This is a genomic window from Streptococcus sp. AS20 (genome assembly GCF_000524255.1).
Lineage (GTDB): Bacteria > Bacillota > Bacilli > Lactobacillales > Streptococcaceae > Streptococcus > Streptococcus constellatus.
In genome coordinates, this window is the sequence record NZ_JANS01000007.1 from 22,217 (window position 1) to 39,664 (window position 17,448).

17 protein-coding genes, 1 other RNA gene and 1 pseudogene are annotated in these 17,448 nt (G+C 39.6%); 13 read left to right on the forward strand and 6 right to left on the reverse strand.

Annotation, left to right across the window (positions count from 1 at the left end):
- Nucleotides 1-12 precede the first annotated feature (12 nt).
- Nucleotides 13-363, reverse strand: a complete 351-nt coding sequence (locus HMPREF1514_RS04195; RefSeq protein WP_003071086.1) for a hypothetical protein — start codon at nucleotides 361-363, stop codon at nucleotides 13-15.
- Nucleotides 364-623: 260 nt separating this feature from the next.
- Between HMPREF1514_RS04195 and HMPREF1514_RS04200 the strand changes: the two genes are divergently transcribed.
- Genes HMPREF1514_RS04200 through HMPREF1514_RS04210 form a run of 3 tightly spaced genes read left to right on the forward strand, consistent with a single transcriptional unit; the run spans nucleotide 624 to nucleotide 4,005 of the window.
- Nucleotides 624-1,085: a CtsR family transcriptional regulator gene (locus HMPREF1514_RS04200; protein ID WP_037597472.1), complete on the forward strand. Its 462-nt coding sequence runs from the start codon at nucleotides 624-626 to the stop codon at nucleotides 1,083-1,085.
- A 3-nt stretch (nucleotides 1,086-1,088) separates the two neighbouring features.
- Nucleotides 1,089-3,518 (forward strand): ATP-dependent Clp protease ATP-binding subunit, encoded by a 2,430-nt coding sequence (locus tag HMPREF1514_RS04205; RefSeq protein WP_037597475.1) that lies wholly within the window; start codon nucleotides 1,089-1,091, stop codon nucleotides 3,516-3,518.
- A 46-nt stretch (nucleotides 3,519-3,564) separates the two neighbouring features.
- On the forward strand, nucleotides 3,565-4,005 hold the full coding sequence (locus HMPREF1514_RS04210) for a GNAT family N-acetyltransferase (RefSeq protein ID WP_037597477.1): 441 nt from the start codon (nucleotides 3,565-3,567) through the stop codon (nucleotides 4,003-4,005).
- 71 nt (nucleotides 4,006-4,076) lie between these two features.
- Here the strand turns inward: HMPREF1514_RS04210 and dusB are convergent, their stop codons facing one another.
- The 4 genes from dusB to HMPREF1514_RS04230 form a co-directional block, all read right to left on the reverse strand.
- On the reverse strand, nucleotides 4,077-5,048 hold the full coding sequence (gene dusB / locus HMPREF1514_RS04215) for a tRNA dihydrouridine synthase DusB (RefSeq protein WP_037597478.1): 972 nt from the start codon (nucleotides 5,046-5,048) through the stop codon (nucleotides 4,077-4,079).
- Entirely contained in the window at nucleotides 5,035-5,907 is an 873-nt protein-coding gene (gene hslO, locus HMPREF1514_RS04220) for an Hsp33 family molecular chaperone HslO (protein WP_037597480.1), read from the reverse strand. Before hslO ends, dusB begins: the two co-directional genes overlap by 14 nt.
- A gap of 208 nt (nucleotides 5,908-6,115) precedes the next feature.
- Nucleotides 6,116-7,387, reverse strand: a complete 1,272-nt coding sequence (locus HMPREF1514_RS04225) for a toxic anion resistance protein (RefSeq protein ID WP_037597483.1) — start codon at nucleotides 7,385-7,387, stop codon at nucleotides 6,116-6,118.
- Nucleotides 7,388-7,404: 17 nt separating this feature from the next.
- Nucleotides 7,405-8,223: a hypothetical protein gene (locus HMPREF1514_RS04230; protein WP_037597486.1), complete on the reverse strand. Its 819-nt coding sequence runs from the start codon at nucleotides 8,221-8,223 to the stop codon at nucleotides 7,405-7,407.
- 287 nt (nucleotides 8,224-8,510) lie between these two features.
- Between HMPREF1514_RS04230 and HMPREF1514_RS09665 the strand changes: the two are divergent.
- Nucleotides 8,511-8,786 (forward strand): annotated as a pseudogene (locus HMPREF1514_RS09665) (alcohol dehydrogenase); the annotation flags it as partial.
- A gap of 122 nt (nucleotides 8,787-8,908) precedes the next feature.
- Nucleotides 8,909-9,466 (forward strand): GNAT family N-acetyltransferase, encoded by a 558-nt coding sequence (locus HMPREF1514_RS04240; RefSeq protein WP_037597488.1) that lies wholly within the window; start codon nucleotides 8,909-8,911, stop codon nucleotides 9,464-9,466.
- A 93-nt stretch (nucleotides 9,467-9,559) separates the two neighbouring features.
- Here the strand turns inward: HMPREF1514_RS04240 and gshAB are convergent, their stop codons facing one another.
- Nucleotides 9,560-11,812 (reverse strand): bifunctional glutamate--cysteine ligase GshA/glutathione synthetase GshB, encoded by a 2,253-nt coding sequence (gene gshAB / locus HMPREF1514_RS04245; protein ID WP_037597490.1) that lies wholly within the window; start codon nucleotides 11,810-11,812, stop codon nucleotides 9,560-9,562.
- 289 nt (nucleotides 11,813-12,101) lie between these two features.
- On the opposite strand from gshAB, the gene HMPREF1514_RS04250 reads away from it, so the two are divergent.
- From HMPREF1514_RS04250 to HMPREF1514_RS04275, 8 genes are all read left to right on the forward strand, one after another.
- Nucleotides 12,102-13,394, forward strand: coding sequence for an adenylosuccinate synthase (locus tag HMPREF1514_RS04250; protein WP_037597492.1), 1,293 nt, complete (start codon nucleotides 12,102-12,104; stop codon nucleotides 13,392-13,394).
- Between the two features lie 244 nt (nucleotides 13,395-13,638).
- Nucleotides 13,639-13,794 carry a hypothetical protein gene (locus HMPREF1514_RS09670; protein WP_232216475.1) on the forward strand — a complete coding sequence of 52 codons (156 nt, stop codon included), beginning with the start codon at nucleotides 13,639-13,641 and terminating at the stop codon, nucleotides 13,792-13,794.
- 144 nt (nucleotides 13,795-13,938) lie between these two features.
- Complete coding sequence (locus tag HMPREF1514_RS09675; protein ID WP_006269715.1) at nucleotides 13,939-14,268, forward strand: restriction endonuclease; 330 nt, start codon at nucleotides 13,939-13,941, stop codon at nucleotides 14,266-14,268.
- A gap of 2 nt (nucleotides 14,269-14,270) precedes the next feature.
- Nucleotides 14,271-14,537, forward strand: a complete 267-nt coding sequence (locus tag HMPREF1514_RS09680) for a restriction endonuclease (RefSeq protein WP_232216476.1) — start codon at nucleotides 14,271-14,273, stop codon at nucleotides 14,535-14,537.
- An 11-nt stretch (nucleotides 14,538-14,548) separates the two neighbouring features.
- Nucleotides 14,549-15,016 carry a tRNA adenosine(34) deaminase TadA gene (gene tadA / locus HMPREF1514_RS04265; protein WP_037597502.1) on the forward strand — a complete coding sequence of 156 codons (468 nt, stop codon included), beginning with the start codon at nucleotides 14,549-14,551 and terminating at the stop codon, nucleotides 15,014-15,016.
- Nucleotides 15,013-15,555 carry a hypothetical protein gene (locus tag HMPREF1514_RS04270; protein WP_003030614.1) on the forward strand — a complete coding sequence of 181 codons (543 nt, stop codon included), beginning with the start codon at nucleotides 15,013-15,015 and terminating at the stop codon, nucleotides 15,553-15,555. The genes tadA and HMPREF1514_RS04270 overlap by 4 nt, the downstream gene beginning before the upstream one ends.
- A gap of 26 nt (nucleotides 15,556-15,581) precedes the next feature.
- Nucleotides 15,582-15,680: signal recognition particle sRNA small type (ffs, locus tag HMPREF1514_RS09185), an RNA gene on the forward strand.
- A 310-nt stretch (nucleotides 15,681-15,990) separates the two neighbouring features.
- A complete protein-coding gene (locus tag HMPREF1514_RS04275; protein WP_037597504.1) occupies nucleotides 15,991-17,340 on the forward strand; it encodes a glucose-6-phosphate isomerase in 1,350 nt (449 codons plus the stop codon).
- Nucleotides 17,341-17,448 lie beyond the last annotated feature (108 nt).

Consider the following 17,448-nt stretch of genomic DNA (forward strand, 5'->3'; position numbering starts at 1 on the left):
TCCCATTTGCTATTATTTTACAATTCTTTTAGTGAATCCCTTGTGAGAAATAACTAAGTCTACAAAGATTAAAACAACTAAGGAGATAAGTAGATAAGTAATTTCAGAGTAGGTGAAAGCAATTCGATAAGTTTGTGTAAAAAGAATAGCAAAAACACTGGTAACAACGATGGCTAAATCAATTGTCCATTTTGTTTTTGGTTTTATTGAAGACGGTTCAAATAAAAACGGGGCAAATAAACAGGCGACTAATGTGGCGACTTGAACATCTACATAGTCAGCAGAAATAATTGTAAAAAAGAATAAAGTTGAAAACAACCAAACCAGTATATGACGTGTATATTTGAACCAATCCATTTTCATTCATTTGGCCTCCTTTTATTGATATCGTCAAATTTTCATCTATATTATAACGCTTTAAAATTAAAAGGCAAGCGTTTACACTTGAATTGTTGCTGATAGATAAGCTTTTTCACTTGCTTGAATAATCAGACTTTTCAGTTTTTCATTTAACTCTTTTTCTTTTAAAAAGAGAAGAATTTCGGTATAATATTAGTCAAAGATAGTCAATGTCAGTTGTGGGTAGTTGTTTATAGAGTGAGACCAAAAAGAAAGGAGTTGTCATGAGTAATAAAAATACATCAGATAATATTGAAGAATATATTAAAACTCTTTTGGCACAGGCAGGGATTGCGGAGCTGAAGCGAAGCGAAATTGCGGACGTTTTTCAGGTTGTTCCTAGCCAGATAAATTATGTAATAAAGACACGCTTTACGGAGAGTCGTGGCTATGTTGTTGAAAGTAAGCGTGGTGGAGGAGGCTATATTCGGATTGGTCGAATTGAATTTTCCAATCACCATGAGTTGCTTTGTGATTTGTTGCATAGCGTTGGTGAGCAGATTAGCCATCAGATCTTTACAGATATTATTCAGCTGTTATTTGATGAACAGATCATGACAGAACGAGAAGGGAATCTTCTTTTAGCGACGACAACAGACAGGGTATTGGGGACAAATGCTGCACAGATTCGTGCGCGGATGTTAAAGAAAATTTTACAGCAAGTTGATAGAAAAGGGAAAAACTAATATATGAAACATTCAAAAGCTTTGACAGAAAGTATTGAATCAGCACAGTTATTAGCAAGTCATTTTGAAACGGATTATTTAGAGTCTTGGCAGCTGTTGATTGCTATGGCAAATAATCCTTATAGTGTTGCTGGTTCAGTTTTAAATGATTATCCACTTGAAATTGATGATTTTGAAAAGGCGGCTTTTCATATCACGGGGAAAGTCTATCAACAAGAGGGAGCTTTTACTATTTGGCCGTTTTCTTATCGCATGAAAGTGCTATTTATGACTGCTGAACAAATTGCAGAGGCGGTTCATGCCAAGAACCTTGGGACAGAGCATGTGTTGCTAGCTATGTTATTTGACCGAGGAAGTTTGGCAGCGCGTATTCTTGAATTTATTGGTTTTAGTTACGAAGATAAAGAAGGTGCTCTACGCATGACAGATCTTCGGAAAAATTTAGAGCATAAGGCAAGCTGGAATAAAGAGGATTTAAAGGCGATTCGTCACCTAAATAAAAATGCTGCAGCAACAAGACAAACGATGGCTAATATGATGGGAATGCCTCCTGCAACCAGTGGCGGACTAGAAGATTATACTCGTGATTTAACCGAAATGGCTCATACGGGTCTTTTAGAACCGGTCATTGGGCGGGATAAAGAGATTTCTCGCATGCTTCAGATTTTAAGTCGCAAGACGAAAAATAATCCAGTTTTGGTAGGAGATGCAGGAGTTGGGAAGACAGCATTAGCCCTTGGTTTGGCGCAACGTGTGGCAGCTGGTCAAGTTCCAAATGAGCTTGCAAAGATGAGAGTTTTAGAGCTAGATTTAATGAATGTGGTGGCTGGAACTCGTTTTCGTGGTGATTTTGAAGAACGGATGAACAATATTATCAATGATATTGAAGCAGATGGACATGTCATTCTTTTCATTGATGAGCTTCATACTATTATGGGGTCGGGTAGCGGGATTGACTCGACATTAGATGCAGCGAACATTCTCAAGCCAGCTTTGTCCAGAGGGACACTTAGAACGGTCGGCGCAACGACACAAGAAGAGTACCAGAAATATATTGAAAAGGACGCAGCTCTTTCACGGCGCTTTGCTAAGGTTGCTATTGAAGAGCCAACAGTAGCTGATAGTATTGCGATTTTACAAGGGCTAAAGAAAACTTATGAAGATCACCACAAGGTCGTGATTACGGATTCGGCCATTGAGACGGCTGTTAAGTATGCTCATCGTTATCTAACAGGCAAACATCTACCGGATTCGGCCATTGATTTGCTAGATGAAGCCGCTGCAACAGTACAAAATAAAGGTCCGCAAAATCACGTAAAAGTCGAATTGAGTGCAGCAGACGAGGCTTTAATGGCAGGCAATTGGAACAAAGTTAGTACGTTGTTGGAGAAAGAGAGTCAGCCGATTGTCTATAAATTAAGAGTGAAAGACGAGGATGTTTTGGCAACGCTCAGCAGTTTATCAGGTATTCCCGTGCAAAAGTTGACACAAACAGATGCGAAGAAATACCTCAATTTAGAAAAGGAGTTACACAAACGAGTTATCGGGCAAAATGAAGCAATTTCTGCTATTAGTCGAGCGATTCGGCGCAATCAATCCGGTATCCGCACTAGCAAGCGCCCAATTGGCTCCTTTATGTTCTTGGGACCAACCGGAGTCGGAAAAACTGAGCTAGCTAAGGCTTTGGCAGAAGTTCTCTTTGATGACGAAACAGCACTGATTCGTTTTGATATGAGTGAATACATGGAGAAATTTGCTGCTAGTCGCCTTAATGGAGCGCCTCCAGGTTATGTTGGTTATGAAGAAGGGGGCGAATTAACTGAAAAAGTTCGCAATCGTCCGTACTCTGTACTCCTCTTTGATGAGGTAGAAAAAGCTCATCCTGATATTTTCAATGTGCTGCTCCAAGTCCTAGATGACGGGGTTCTGACGGATAGCAAGGGGCGTAAGGTGGATTTTTCCAATACCATTATCATTATGACCAGCAATCTTGGTGCGACAAGTTTACGGGACGACAAGACGGTTGGGTTCGGAGCAAGAGATGTTCGTTTTGATCATGAAAATATGGAAAAACGAATGATGGAAGAGCTAAAGAAAGCTTATCGTCCAGAATTTATTAACCGAATTGATGAAAAGGTTGTTTTTCACAGTTTGACTAGCGAAGACATGCAGGAAGTGGTGAAAATTATGGTGCAACCGCTCATTTCTAGTCTTGCAGAAAAAGGAATTAAACTCAAATTCCAGCCGAGTGCTTTGAAGCTTCTAGCTCAAGAGGGCTATGATCCTGAAATGGGAGCTCGTCCATTGCGTCGAATTCTACAAACTCGGGTGGAAGACCATTTATCAGAATTACTTTTAGCAGGTGAGCTAAAAACGGGACAAAGCTTGAAAGTCGGTGTCAAGGCTGGAAAATTGAAGTTTGAAGTGCTCTGAGTTTTTATTCGAAGCATTCATCAGGGAATAGATAAGGTATTTTAATATGGACATTCGTGAAATGGTAGAAGAAGATTACGACCAAGTTTACCAATTATGGCTGTCATGTGCAGGTATGGGCTTAAATCATTTGGATGATTCTAAGGAGGGGATTGCACAGTTTCTAAAAAGGAACCCTCAAACTTGTCTGGTAGCAGTAGAAAATCAAATAATTATTGGAGCGATTTTAGTTGGCTTTGATGGTCGAAGGGCGTATATCTATCATACAGCTGTTCATCCGAATTACCGTAGGAGAGGGATTGCTCGACAGTTGGTTGAAACAGTTTTAACTGTCTTAGATGAGTTGAAAATTCATAAGGTTGCCTTGGTTGTCTTTAAAAGGAATGCAGAAGGAAACAAGTTTTGGGAGAAATTAGGATTCTCTGTTCGAGAAGATCTCATTTACCGCAATCAAGCAAGGACTGAAATGGTTCGGCTGGATACCTAGTAGAAATGACTAATAAAAAAACATCAACCATTTAGGAATAATTTCCCAGATGATTGGTGTTTTTTTAATGTTTAAACTTGTAGCAATTCTTCAATTTCTGCAAGACTGTTGGCTTGGGAAATAGCGCTGCGGAGTTTGGCAGCACCAGCTGTTCCGCGGAGGTAATGAGGTGCTAAGCCACGAAATTCTCTAATGGCGATATGCTCGCCCTTGAGGTCAATTAGACGTTTCAAATGATCGTAAGCGACTTGCATTTTATCCTCAAAGCTGAGATCAGGCAGGATTTCTCCTGTTTCAAAATAGTGGTTAATCTGATGAAAAAGATACGGATTGCCCATAGCAGCGCGCCCAATCATGACAGCATCTGCCCCCACTTCTTCTATACGCTGTTGAGCATCTTGGACAGTACGAATATCGCCACTGGCAATAAAAGGAATCTTGGTTAAGGCTTGCGCAACATTGTGGAGGGTTTCAAGATCAGCGTGCCCAGTATACATCTGCTCGCGTGTACGTCCATGCATAGCCAGCGCTGCCGCACCAGCAGCTTCAGCTGCAAGAGCATTTTCCACAGCTAGTGAGGCATCTGCCCAACCAGTACGCATTTTCACGGTTAACGGAATATCTAGAACAGAACGAACTTTATTGATAATAGAATAGATTTTTTCTGGGTCTTTGAGCCATTTTGCTCCGGCTTCGTTTTTGACAATTTTATTGACAGGACAGCCCATATTGATATCCACAATATCTGTTTGGGTATTTTCTTGGATAAACTCGGCTGCACGTGCCAAACTATCTTCGTCACTCCCAAACAACTGAATGGAAACGGGATGTTCTCCTTCATCAATATGCAGCATGTGAAGTGTCTTTTCGTTGTTGTACTGAATGCCCTTGTCTGAGACCATTTCCATGACGACAAGACCTGCACCCAGCTCTTTTGCAATCGTCCGAAAAGCTGAATTGGTGACGCCTGCCATGGGAGCAAGAACAGTCCGGTTGGGAATTTTTACATCACCAATCAAAAAAGCGGTATTAAGATTTGTCACGAATGAGTTCCTCCAAGTCTTTTTCGTCAAAATGATATGTACTTTGGCAGAATTGGCAAGTGATTTCAGCGCCGTGGTCTTCATCTCGCATTTCTTCAAGATCTGACTTAGGTAGGCTTGAGAGGGCATTTAAAAACCGTTCTTTGCTGCAATCACATTGGAAGCGGAGCTCTTCTTCTGACAAGCGTTTGTAGGGATCGTTGCCATAGATAGCTGAAAGCAAGGCTTCAATATGGTTTTCAGATTCCAAAAGTGTTGAAATAGCAGGCATTTCTTGGATTCGTTTTTCAAAGCGGGTGATTTCTTCTTCTTTGGCACCAGGGAGAACTTGCAAGAGAAATCCGCCAGCAACCTTGACCTTGTCGTCGGTATCTAGTAGTACATTCAAGCCAATGGCTGAAGGAGTCTGTTGACTTTCTGTTAGATAGAATGCAAGGTCTTCTCCAATCTCACCAGAAACGAGTGGAGTCATAGAATGATAAGGATTTCCAGTTCCATAATCCGTAATAACGAGAAATTCGCCATTTCCAACGAATGGTCCAACTAACACTTCACCTGTTGCAGTTTTTTTAATGTCCACACCGGAATTTTGCACATAGCCTTTGACAGTACCTTTTGTATCTGCGACGGTGATAATCGCACCGAGAGAGCTTGTCCCTAGTACTTTAACGGTGATTTTTGTATCTCCTTTTTCGTTTGCAGCAAGGATTTGACTGGCAATGAGTGTGCGACCTAGTGCTACAGTTGAGCTGGCCTGAGTATGATGTTTTTCTTGAGCTGTCCGAACGGTTTCAGTGCTGTCTAGTACATAAGCTCGGAAAGCTCCGTTTTCTGAAATTGTTTTAATAATCTTGTCCATACCCTTTATTGTAACATAAAAAAAGAAAAGGGAGCGGGACAAAAATCGGTATTTCGTAAGAAATTGATTTTGTTGTCCTGCCCCACATAATTGACGAGGTTGTCATTATTTACATGGCAAAGAGTTAGTGCTATATACTGTTACTTTGTTTGGATGAAACAGCATACCACAAGAGTTTATTTTTGTCTTACTTCCATGTTTCAGCTCGTTATGTTTCACTTGTAGTCGGTTTATCCACTTCTTTTTGGATTTCTTTTCCCTGATTTAGCAAAGCTTGGATAATTTTTTGGTCGCGTAATTTAACAGAGTCATTAATGGTTTCAGCGGATTTGATTACAGTTGCTTCAAGGAGAGCGCGTTTTTCCCGCCCTTTATCAATGGCAGAGATGATTCCTTGGTTTTGAGCGACTAAGCTTTCAGCTAATTTGGTGACGGATTCGACAGCGATTGTTGGATTTTGGGAAATCCTCTCCATTTGTGGAATGACTTCTTTGCTGGTTTCAGCTAGCATTTGCAGCGCTGCATTGTTGGCATTAGAAATAGCGTCTGCTACTTGACCAGATTTCATTGATTGCTGCAGGATTCCTAGTTGAGCGATAGAGAGCTTCATAGTCGGAATGGTATTGCGACGGAGCATGCCAAGTTTTTGGCGCATATCAGAAGATACTTTTACGAGATTACGCATTTGCGGGGTAGTGGCCCAAGCGACATATAGACGGCTGATGTATTCTGTATGTTGTTGTTCCAATGTATTCACAACCTCAGTTAAGCGAGCCAATTCTTGTGATTTGGTTTGGTAATCAAGAGTGGCAGTATCTAATTGTGCCACCTCATTTTGAAGAGTCGAGGCACGCGCACCAGCTTCTTTTTGAGTGGCTTCGATAAAGGAAATGACACCGACTAGATTTTCAATGGATTTGGTGTTGTCTTCAATTAACATTTCAGCAGAAACGATATTGCGTGCGAGCAGATCTTCTTGCTTGACGACAGTGGCAGCCATACTATCCATTTTTTGCTCAATATTTTGTGAATCAAAATAGAACTCTTGCAAGGTGTTCTTACTTTGTTTAAAGAGTTTTTCTAAAAAATTTGGCTTTTTATCTAGTTCTGCAATTTGAGTATCCTTATATTTAGCAACAAAACCATTTAACTCTTTGTTGGTGTTTTTTAATAATTCATCTACTTGTGGGATTTGAAGTTTCTTTTGTTCGGCTAAAATGCGATTAACAGTATTATTAACTTCTTCGACTGCAGCCTGCCCAAAATCTAAAAGAGTATTTTGATCGGAAATAAAGTTATCTACCAGCTGAGGGGCTTTTGCTATGATCGCATCTTGTTGTTCAGGAGTTAATTTCTCCAAAAAGTTCATCTGTCCGTTTGCTTGTGTTTCGGTTGATTCGATGATTTCAGTAGTTCTGTCTGTTTTGGAAATGGCATTATTAGCGATTTTGTCGATGTCAAAGTTAAATTCTTGGCTCATAAGGTCTCCTTTTGATGTTATAGTTCTGTGTTCGTCTCTTTTTTAGTTAAAATCCGCAAGCTGATGTCAAAATCTCGTAAATCAACCTCGTTGAGCTGACGGAGTGTTTCATCCAAGTCTAAATCAAACTGCTCAATAGCTGCTTTGGCGCTAGAAAGTCGTTCTTCTGCATTATAAAAATCTTTCGGTGAGGTCTTGATTTTTAGGTAGCCTTCCAAAATATCCTCATAATGCTCCATTTGAGACTGATGGATCGCAGTTAATTCTTCCTTGTTGTTGCTTTCTGACTGAGAAATTTTCTTGAGAATCGCTTCGTGGTCGATTTGAATATTGTGAATAGTTTCAAGTAATTCAGGTGCTAATTCCTCCAAGTTTGATTTTAAACTTTCGGAAGTTTGAGCGCGAAGATTGTGTAGTTGCTCATGGATATCGGTTGTTACATTTTGCACTTTCCGTTGAATTCGCTGGTAAATTTCAGGCGAGATATATTTTTTTAAGGTGTCAGCTCGGCCTTGAATATAACTCAATTGAGGCAAGAGCTGATCAGCTAATTGTTGGTAATTTGCATAAGATTTTTCTTTCAGATAATTGTCCAGCTGTTTGATTCGACTATCTGCAGCTTTGATTTCCTGTTTCAAATCTTCAATTTGCTGACTAGCGCTGGGCTCTGTGATTTTTTTTTGCTTATGAGTTGCATAGTAGTAAATTCCGTAGCCTATCCCGACAGCAAAGAGGATCGGGATGAGGTACTGCATAATAATACCAACTGCGATAAAAATAAGCAGTATACCAATCCATCTTCTAGAACGTATATTTCTATAATCTCTTCTGGACATAAATTATCTAATCCCGTTTCTTCTGAAATTTCTAAGTCTATTTTAGCATAAAAAAGTATCAAAGACGGAACTGAACGATATTTTTAATAAAAAGTTTGGTTGAAAATAATCATGGACTGCTAAGATTTTTCAAAAATTTCTTGACTTAGAGTGCACTCCAAGGTATATAATAAAAGTGTAAATGTTTTATCTTTTTGATGAATGTGGAGCATCATCTTTTTAATAGAGAAAGGAACAATAAGATGAAAGCAGCAATTTTTGTGAAGCTGGGGAGAATGGAAGTATAGGAAGTTGCTCGTCCAGGTGCTGTTGTCGGACGAGTCGGTGTACCTCATACAGGAGACATCAATATCGGTGACTACTGGATGGTCAATTTGGCAATGGCTGGTGGACCGGCTTCTTGTACCACTTATGACAAAGAAATCTTGCTAAAAGCAGTTCTAGACGGTCAAATCAATCCTGGTAAAGTTTTCACTCAATCTTACAAATTGGAAGACATTGACCAAGCCTACAAAGACATGGCTGATAGAAAAACGATTAAAGCGATGATTGTGATGAATTAAGAGTTCCGAAAGAGGTTGGTAGAATCCGACCTCTTTTATGATTGTGAATTTTAGTTCAATAGTTCTCAAATACCTTCATTTTTGATAAAATAAAAGAAAAGCAGTTAAAAAGGGAGAAAATCATGTCTTTAACCAGTCAGATTATTACAGCTGAATTTCCAGATTTAGAAAAAGTAGAGCGATTGAATATAGAAGCCTTTCCTGAGGAAGAGCGTGCACCGCTATCAGAGTTGCTGCGCTATGGAGATGGGGAATATTCCCATTTCTTTGCCTTTTATGATGGCGACGAATTTGTCGGTTTTGCCTTTTCAGTTTACAATGAAAGAGCCTTTTATATCAGCTTTTTTGCGATTATGCCTCATTTGCGCAGTCACGGTTATGGCGGCAAAATTATTGATAAGTTGGTGGATTTTTATCAAGGGACCATGGTTTTAGAGGTAGAACGCCTTGACGAGCCTTGTGATAATCTGGAACAGCGAAAAGCTCGTATGGATTTCTATCGGCGAAACGGCTTTCGCTCTTCACATGCCTACTTAGAATACGACGGTTTAAGTTTTGAAATTCTTTATAAAGGACCGTTTTTTGATGAAGAAGCCTATCGGGACATTTTCAAAAAGATTCAAGAAGATGGTTATTTTGAATTTGAAATCAAACATGGTCATGGAAGAGACTGGGAGTAAGCTGCGAAGCATTATCAAACCTTTCTATTTTTATCCGAAAGTTATATATAAAAAACGAGCTGTTTGTTTTGCTCGTTTTTTGTGGTATAAAGATTAATAGATTTCTGGGAAAAGTTTCGCTAAAATGTTAGGAGTAATGCTTTGACCGGGTCCTTCTGCACAATAGGTGTGCATATACATGGATGGGTTAAAATTAAGCTCAATGCAAGTACAGTTGGGCTCTTTTTTGCTAGCTGGCAATGTGCTATCCGGGATAATTAAATCCACGCCGCAGACCCAAGCTCCTATAGCAGTTGCCATTTCTGCTGCTAGTTTCTTGTAGGAAGGATGCATAGCTTCAGTCATATCTATTGAATCTCCGCCAGTAGAAATATTAGAATTGCGACGGAGAAAGACTTGACCTCCTTTTGGTAAGATATCGTCTGCTTTATAACCTTGCTGTTCTAGCATGAGTAGCTCGATCTCTCCTAGTTTGATTCTTTCCAAAGGAGAGCGGTGATCTCGACCGCGCAGGGGATTGGTATTTTTCGTAGCGACCAACTCTCGAATAGTGTGCTGACCGTCTCCTTTAACGTTTGCCGGCAAACGTAGGAGCACCGCCTCACATTTGCCATCTAGGACGAAAAAGCGGTACTCGGTTCCTGCGATAAATTCCTCAACAAGAACAGAGCTGTCTTCTGAGAAGGCAATTTCCAATGCTTTTTGGTAACTGTTTCTGCTGGCTGGTTCCTGAAAAATAGAAATTCCTAACCCGAAGTTGGTGGATTTGGGTTTGACAACAATCTGCTTATCTTTGATAAAGGGATAGTAAGCTATTCCTTTTTCCAGAGTGGAAAATTCAGCTCCAGCAGGAACAGGAAAACCAGCAGCAAATAAAATTTTCTTAGTCACTGTCTTATTTGCCATCGCAAGAGGCACGATATAGTTGTCCTTTGAGGTCATATTGCCATTTTTAACATACTCAATATGATTTTTATGTTGAAGCTTTAAAAACTGGTCACTTTCGTCCAATATTTCTACTTGCACTCCTTTTTGAATAGCATCAAAAAGGAGCATTTGAGTGGAAAGTTCCATGTTCTCGTAGCCTTTCAGAGCGTATGAAGCAGTCCAGGCGTAGTTGTGATATGCTTTGGCTTTTTCCAAACCAAAGGCTTCTAAGGATTGGTTATAAATATAAGACAAGAGCTGAGCGGAAAGGGTCAGACTGGGGTCAGCAACTGCATTTTTTACATGATGAAACAGGTCTTGATAATAGGAGCTTAATCCGAACTGGTGGATGACAGCTTGCATGGCTCTAAGGAGCAGATCGCTATCAGCTTCAACGGGCAGAGGAGTCAGAGGGTGGCTAAGAGCTATTTTTTCATTTAGAGCATGAGCTTGCTCTAGGATCTCATCAGGGTCTGCTATATCATCTAGCCAGAGCAAGGCAAGCAAAAAGAGATGAACCGTGTCCATGGTCTCTTGGCTGATTCCTAGCACTTCAAAAGGATTGAGGTCAAAACAGCGGAATTCCAAATAGGTAATTCCTTTTTCTAGGTAATGCCGATTTTCTTTTTGCCCACGGAAGCGGACGGGTGTGTAGCATTCTTTCTCGGCAATTAAATCGCCTTGTGCTACGTATTTCTCTATATCGCTTACATAAGACTCTAGTGAAGCATAGGAAATGTGAATCTTTTTATCGTTTACATATCCCAAATCACTGTTGCGGATAGAGCGTACAGGCTGAGAAATCTTTCTCGTCAAGAATCCTTCCTCAGCAATTGGTGCTGCCCCGTATAAATAAGTCAGAAACCAGCGAAAACGTAAAAAGTTTCGAGCCAATTTGAGATAGAGGTCATTTTTAAACAGACGAATATTCTTGTAATCACTGACCTTGAAAAGAGCTTGGATCAAGTCTGGTCCCAACTCCATGTTGTAGTGAATGCCTGAGATAGCTTGTAGTGTTTTTCCATATTTTTTCGCCAACCCCTCTCGATAATAGCGCTCAAAATCATTTTCTAAATGAGCGATTTGAATTTCTGCTGGCGATAATTTGGGGGGCATAGAGAGTGGCCAAATCACTTCGTTTTTGGGAATGGTTCGTCCAGCCACATCAGTAATTGCAGCAAGAAAACGCCTTGCTTCTTTTGTAGAAGGAGCAATTGGAGTGATGAGTTCTAACTGCTGCTCGCTAAAATCTGTCTGAATCGTTGGATGAAAATTGCGACTGCCAAATGCTTTTGGATGAGAAGTTTGTGCTAATTTCCCGTTTTGATTGACACGCAAGCCCTCTCTTTCCAATCCGAAAGTGGCTTGTAGAATAGGAGCATCTACTGCTATTTTTTCTAACAAATGATTGATGTTCATGGTAAATCCCTGTTTGTTTTCTAATACTTTTAGTCTATTATAAAAATGCTTAGAAGACAAATTTCTACTACGTTTTCCGAACTTTTTTAAAAGAAAATGCTCATATTTTTAGATAAGACACAGATTTCACAAAGGCGGGATGTTCAAACTTCGTCATTTACAAATAACAATGGTGGTCTTATCTTGAAAAAAGAAGGAATTTTTCTTATAATAAAGTATAAGATATAATTGCAGGTGAGACTCCTGCCATGTAGACAAGAAAGGACGAGCACTTAGCTCAGACAAGATTATGACATCAGTTGTTGTTGTAGGGACCCAGTGGGGAGATGAAGGGAAAGGAAAGATTACAGATTTCCTTTCAGCCAATGCCGAAGTCATTGCCCGTTATCAAGGCGGAGATAATGCGGGTCATACCATTGTAATTGGCGGTAAAAAGTATAAATTGCACTTGATTCCTTCAGGTATTTTCTTCCCAGATAAAATTTCTGTTATCGGGAATGGAATGGTGGTTAATCCAAAATCTTTGGTACATGAATTGGCTTATTTGCACGAAGAAGGTGTTACGACGGATAATCTTCGGATTTCAGATCGTGCTCATGTTATCCTACCTTATCATATTGAGTTAGATCGCTTACAAGAAGAAGCAAAAGGTGATAACAAAATCGGGACGACTATTAAGGGAATTGGACCGGCTTACATGGACAAAGCTGCTCGTGTGGGAATTCGAATTGCTGATCTTTTGGATAAGGATATTTTCAGAGAGCGTTTGCAAAGGAATTTGGCTGAGAAGAATCGTCTTTTTGAAAAACTCTACGATAGCACAGCTATCAGATTTGAGGATATGTTTGAGGAATACTATGCATATGGTCAGCAAATTAAACAATACGTGACAGATACTTCTGTTATCTTGAACGATGCTCTTGATCAAGGCAAGCGAGTGCTCTTTGAAGGGGCGCAGGGAGTGATGCTAGATATCGATCAAGGTACTTATCCATTTGTAACGTCATCTAATCCTGTTGCAGGTGGTGTGACGATTGGTTCGGGAGTAGGACCAAGTAAAATCGACAAAGTTGTCGGAGTTTGCAAAGCTTACACCAGTCGTGTTGGTGATGGACCATTTCCAACAGAATTGTTTGATGAAGTAGGCAGCCACATTCGTGAAGTTGGCCATGAATATGGAACGACAACAGGACGTCCTCGCCGTGTTGGTTGGTTTGATTCGGTTGTTATGCGCCATAGCCGTCGTGTATCTGGAATTACCAATCTTTCTCTCAATTCGATTGATGTTTTGACGGGGCTTGATACAGTTAAAATCTGTGTCGCTTATGATTTAGATGGTGAGCGCATTGATTATTACCCAGCTAGTTTGGAGCAGCTCAAACGGTGCAAGCCAATCTATGAAGAATTGCCGGGATGGTCAGAAGATATTACAGGTGTTCGCAGTTTAGAAGAGTTGCCAGAGAATGCTCGCAACTATGTCCGCCGTGTCAGTGAATTGGTCGGTGTTCGTATTTCTACTTTCTCTGTCGGTCCTGGTCGTGAACAGACGAATATCCTGGAAAGTGTTTGGTCAAGTTTGTAATAGAAGCAGACAAAGCGGGTTTCGGCTCGCTTTTTATTGACGCAATAAAAAAGTTTAAAGAATGATTCTCTCTTAAGTTAATTTTAAGCTAGCTGGGTTATACTAAAATCATCAGATGAAGACCTCCTAACTTTATTTGATAGAAATCCTAAACTTTTTCATAATAATCTCCTGAAAGCCATCGAAAGGTGGCTTTTTTTATATTTTCAGGTTTATAACATGATATAATAAATGGAGATAAATAATGAACTTTACAGATTTATCTAATAAAGAACAGGAAAAAATAATGATAAGTGAAATTATCGGGAATTTAAAAAAGCTAGGTGGCTATGCAACCAAACGAGAGTTGCTAGATGCTATTAAAAAGGGAGAAAATACGATAGAGGAGAAATTTTTTTGAGGAAGAAAAAGTGTCTCAAAAAAGTGGAAAAATTTATAAACCTAATGATTACACTTTTAATTTTTCAGCCAAAAGTTTACTTACCACGGGCTATCTTTCTAAACCAAGCAATCGACTTTTGAATTGACAGAATTAGGTAGAAAAGTGAAACTGGATGAGCATTTTGCTAGCGATATTCAACAGAAAGCCATTCAATTTTGGAAAAATGAGAAGAAGTCAAAACAATTCTTCAAGTTATCCTTTGAAAAGGAACTAAAACATTCACTAGATGACTCAAAAGAAAATTGGAGAGTTGAGTTGACAAGAGCTTTAAAATCTATGTCACCACAAAAATTTGAAACTTTTGCTCGTGGTCTAGTCAAGGAGATGGGTGTCAAACTAGATGAAAAAATTGGAGTTAGTTATACTAATGATGGTGGTTTAGATGGTTTTGGCTTATTACTAGTACAGATGACTTCAGAACCAATCGTGTAGCTATCCAAGCAAAGCGTTGGGAAAACAATGTTCCTTCTCCGGAGATTGATAAATTCCGTGGTGCAATGGATAAATACAATGCAGAATATGGTATTTTTATTACAACTTCTGATTTTTCAAGAAGTGCTATTGAAGCAGTTCGTCAAGGGACTAGAGTCATTACTTTAATCAATAGTGAGGATATTGCGGATCTAGTTGCCAAATATAAACTTCATGTCAGGGAAGTCACGACTTATGAATTAGGAGATTTTTATCATACAGAGGATTAGACGGTTAAAAGATGAACTATACAGTTGAAGAAAAAGAATTTTTTATGCGGGAGGCTTTGAAAGAAGCAGAGATTGCGCTTGCTAATGATGAAATTCCGATTGGTTGTGTTATTGTCAAAGACGGGAAGATTATCGGTCGTGGACATAATGCACGTGAGGAATTGCAGCGAGCGGTCATGCATGCGGAAGTGATGGCGATTGAGAAAGCCAATCAGCATGAGCATAGCTGGCGTCTGCTGGATACGACCCTTTTTGTCACTATTGAACCTTGTGTCATGTGCAGTGGTGCAATTGGGCTAGCACGGATTCCGCAAGTCATCTATGGTGCAAAGAATCCAAAATTCGGCGCAGCAGGCAGTCTTTATGACATTCTAACAGATGAACGTCTTAATCACCGAGTTGAACTGGAAACTGGGATTTTGGAGGTAGAATGTGCTCAGATGATGCAAGATTTTTTTAGAAAGAGGAGACAGAGATGAAACGTTGGCTAAGTATTTTATTCTTTCTTTTGACATTGTTGTTTATTGGGTTGCTGATAGGGAATGTAGAATTTCAAGCTTGGGCTTTTACACGTCATCAAAACCAGCTATCTTGGTATATCCGTCCGATTCTCATTTTACCGATTATCTATTTTTCCTATCGAAAGAGCCTTCTTGGAATTTCTGCTAGCATCTTTGCTCTTTTTACCAGTATGATTTGGTTTTGGGAACCAAAGACGACTTCTCCTTTGGTAAAAGAGTTTCTAACTTATGAGCAAGATTTTTTACAAGCGGATTGGAATCTCAAAAAAATTTTATTTGTCTTTTTGGTGATTAGTTTCTTTCTGCTCCTGATTAGAGCAACTTGGCTCCATAGTTGGAAATTGTTGGCAATACTTTTGATTCTTACAGCTTTTTTGAAAATCCTCTGGTCTTATCTAGATAGTGGGAGAGCTGGTTTAACAATTGTGGTGCCAGCGATTCTAGGTTTATTTATCTGTTTATTTTTCCTTTCTTTTTGGATGAAGGGAAAATCTTAATTGGCATAGAAACAAATTTATGGTATAATACTTATCGGAGCAACAATTCTGCGTGAAGCGGGTCAGGGGAGGAATCCAGCAGCCCTAAGCGAGTGTGAATTGTGTGCTCTTTTTTGCTTTGCAAAAACGAACTTAAAAAGCGAAATGGAATATAGAAATAGTTTGGCAGGAGTGGGAATTATGCTCTCCAATAGCTATTCTAGAGTGCGGATTATAGTTTGCTGTTAGATAAAATTTGTTCATACTTAAATTTAAAAGCGTTTTTTTACTTTTTTGCTATTTACGCAAACGATTGCTTTCAAGATTGGTATGAGATTGCGATTTTTGAAAGTTAACTATAAAAAAACAATTTGGAAACGTTTTAGTCAAGAAAATTGCTTGATAAAAAAGCGGTAAAGCGGTATCATAGTAGGGAAGAAAAATTGGAGGACTATAATGACACATATTCAATTTAATTACTCAAACGTTCTTGGAAAATTTGTTGCACCGCATGAAGTGGACTATATGCAAACGCAAGTTTCTGCAGCAGATGAACTATTGCGCAAAGGAACTGGTGCCGGAAGTGACTTCCGTGGTTGGCTTGACCTTCCAGAAAACTATGATAAAGAAGAATTTGCTCGTATTTTGAAAGCAGCAGAACAAATCAAATCAAACAGCGATGTTTTGGTGGTGATTGGGATTGGTGGTTCATACCTTGGAGCAAAAGCAGCGATTGATTTCTTGAACAATCATTTTGCGAACTTGCAAACCAAGGAAGAACGCAAAGCTCCTCAAATTCTATATGCAGGAAATTCTATCTCATCTACTTATCTTGCAGACTTGGTGGAATACGTTTCGGATAAAGATTTCTCAGTCAATGTGATTTCTAAATCAGGGACAACGACAGAACCTGCCATCGCATTCCGTGTCTTCAAAGAACTCTTGATTAATAAATACGGTCAAGAAGAAGCTAACAAACGTATCTATGCGACAACTGACCGCCAAAAAGGTGCTGTTAAGGTTGAAGCAGATGCTAACGGTTGGGAAACATTTGTCGTTCCAGATGACATCGGTGGACGCTTCTCAGTATTGACAGCAGTTGGATTGCTTCCAATCGCTGCATCAGGCGCTGACATTAAAGCCCTTATGGAAGGTGCCAATGCTGCTCGTAAGGATTACACTTCAGACAAGATTGCAGAAAACGAAGCTTATCAATACGCAGCTCTTCGTAACATCCTTTACCGCAAAGGTTATGCAACTGAAATTTTGGTTAACTACGAGCCATCACTTCAATACTTCTCAGAATGGTGGAAACAATTAGCTGGCGAGTCAGAAGGGAAAGACCAAAAAGGTATTTATCCAACATCTGCCAACTTCTCGACAGATCTTCACTCTCTTGGACAATTTATCCAAGAAGGTGCGCGTATTATGTTTGAAACAGTTGTACGTGTGGACAAACCACGCAAGAACGTGACGATTCCTGAATTGGCAGAAGACTTAGATGGACTTGGCTACCTGCAAGGAAAAGACGTTGACTTCGTTAACAAGAAAGCGACAGATGGTGTGCTTCTGGCTCATACAGATGGTGATGTGCCAAATATGTATGTAACGCTTCCTGAGCAAGATGCTTTTACTCTTGGTTACACCATTTATTTCTTTGAACTTGCTATTGCGATTTCTGGTTATTTGAATGCGATTAACCCATTTGACCAACCGGGCGTAGAAGCTTATAAGAAAAATATGTTTGCTCTTCTTGGAAAACCAGGATTTGAAGAATTGAGCAAAGAATTAAACGCTCGTTTGTAATTTGTAAATGAGTGACGGAGAGGCTGGGACAAAAGTTTCCAACTTCTGAAAGAGTTTCGTGATAAACAAATGACGCAGTAGCTGATTGGACTCTTTCTTCGCTGTTCA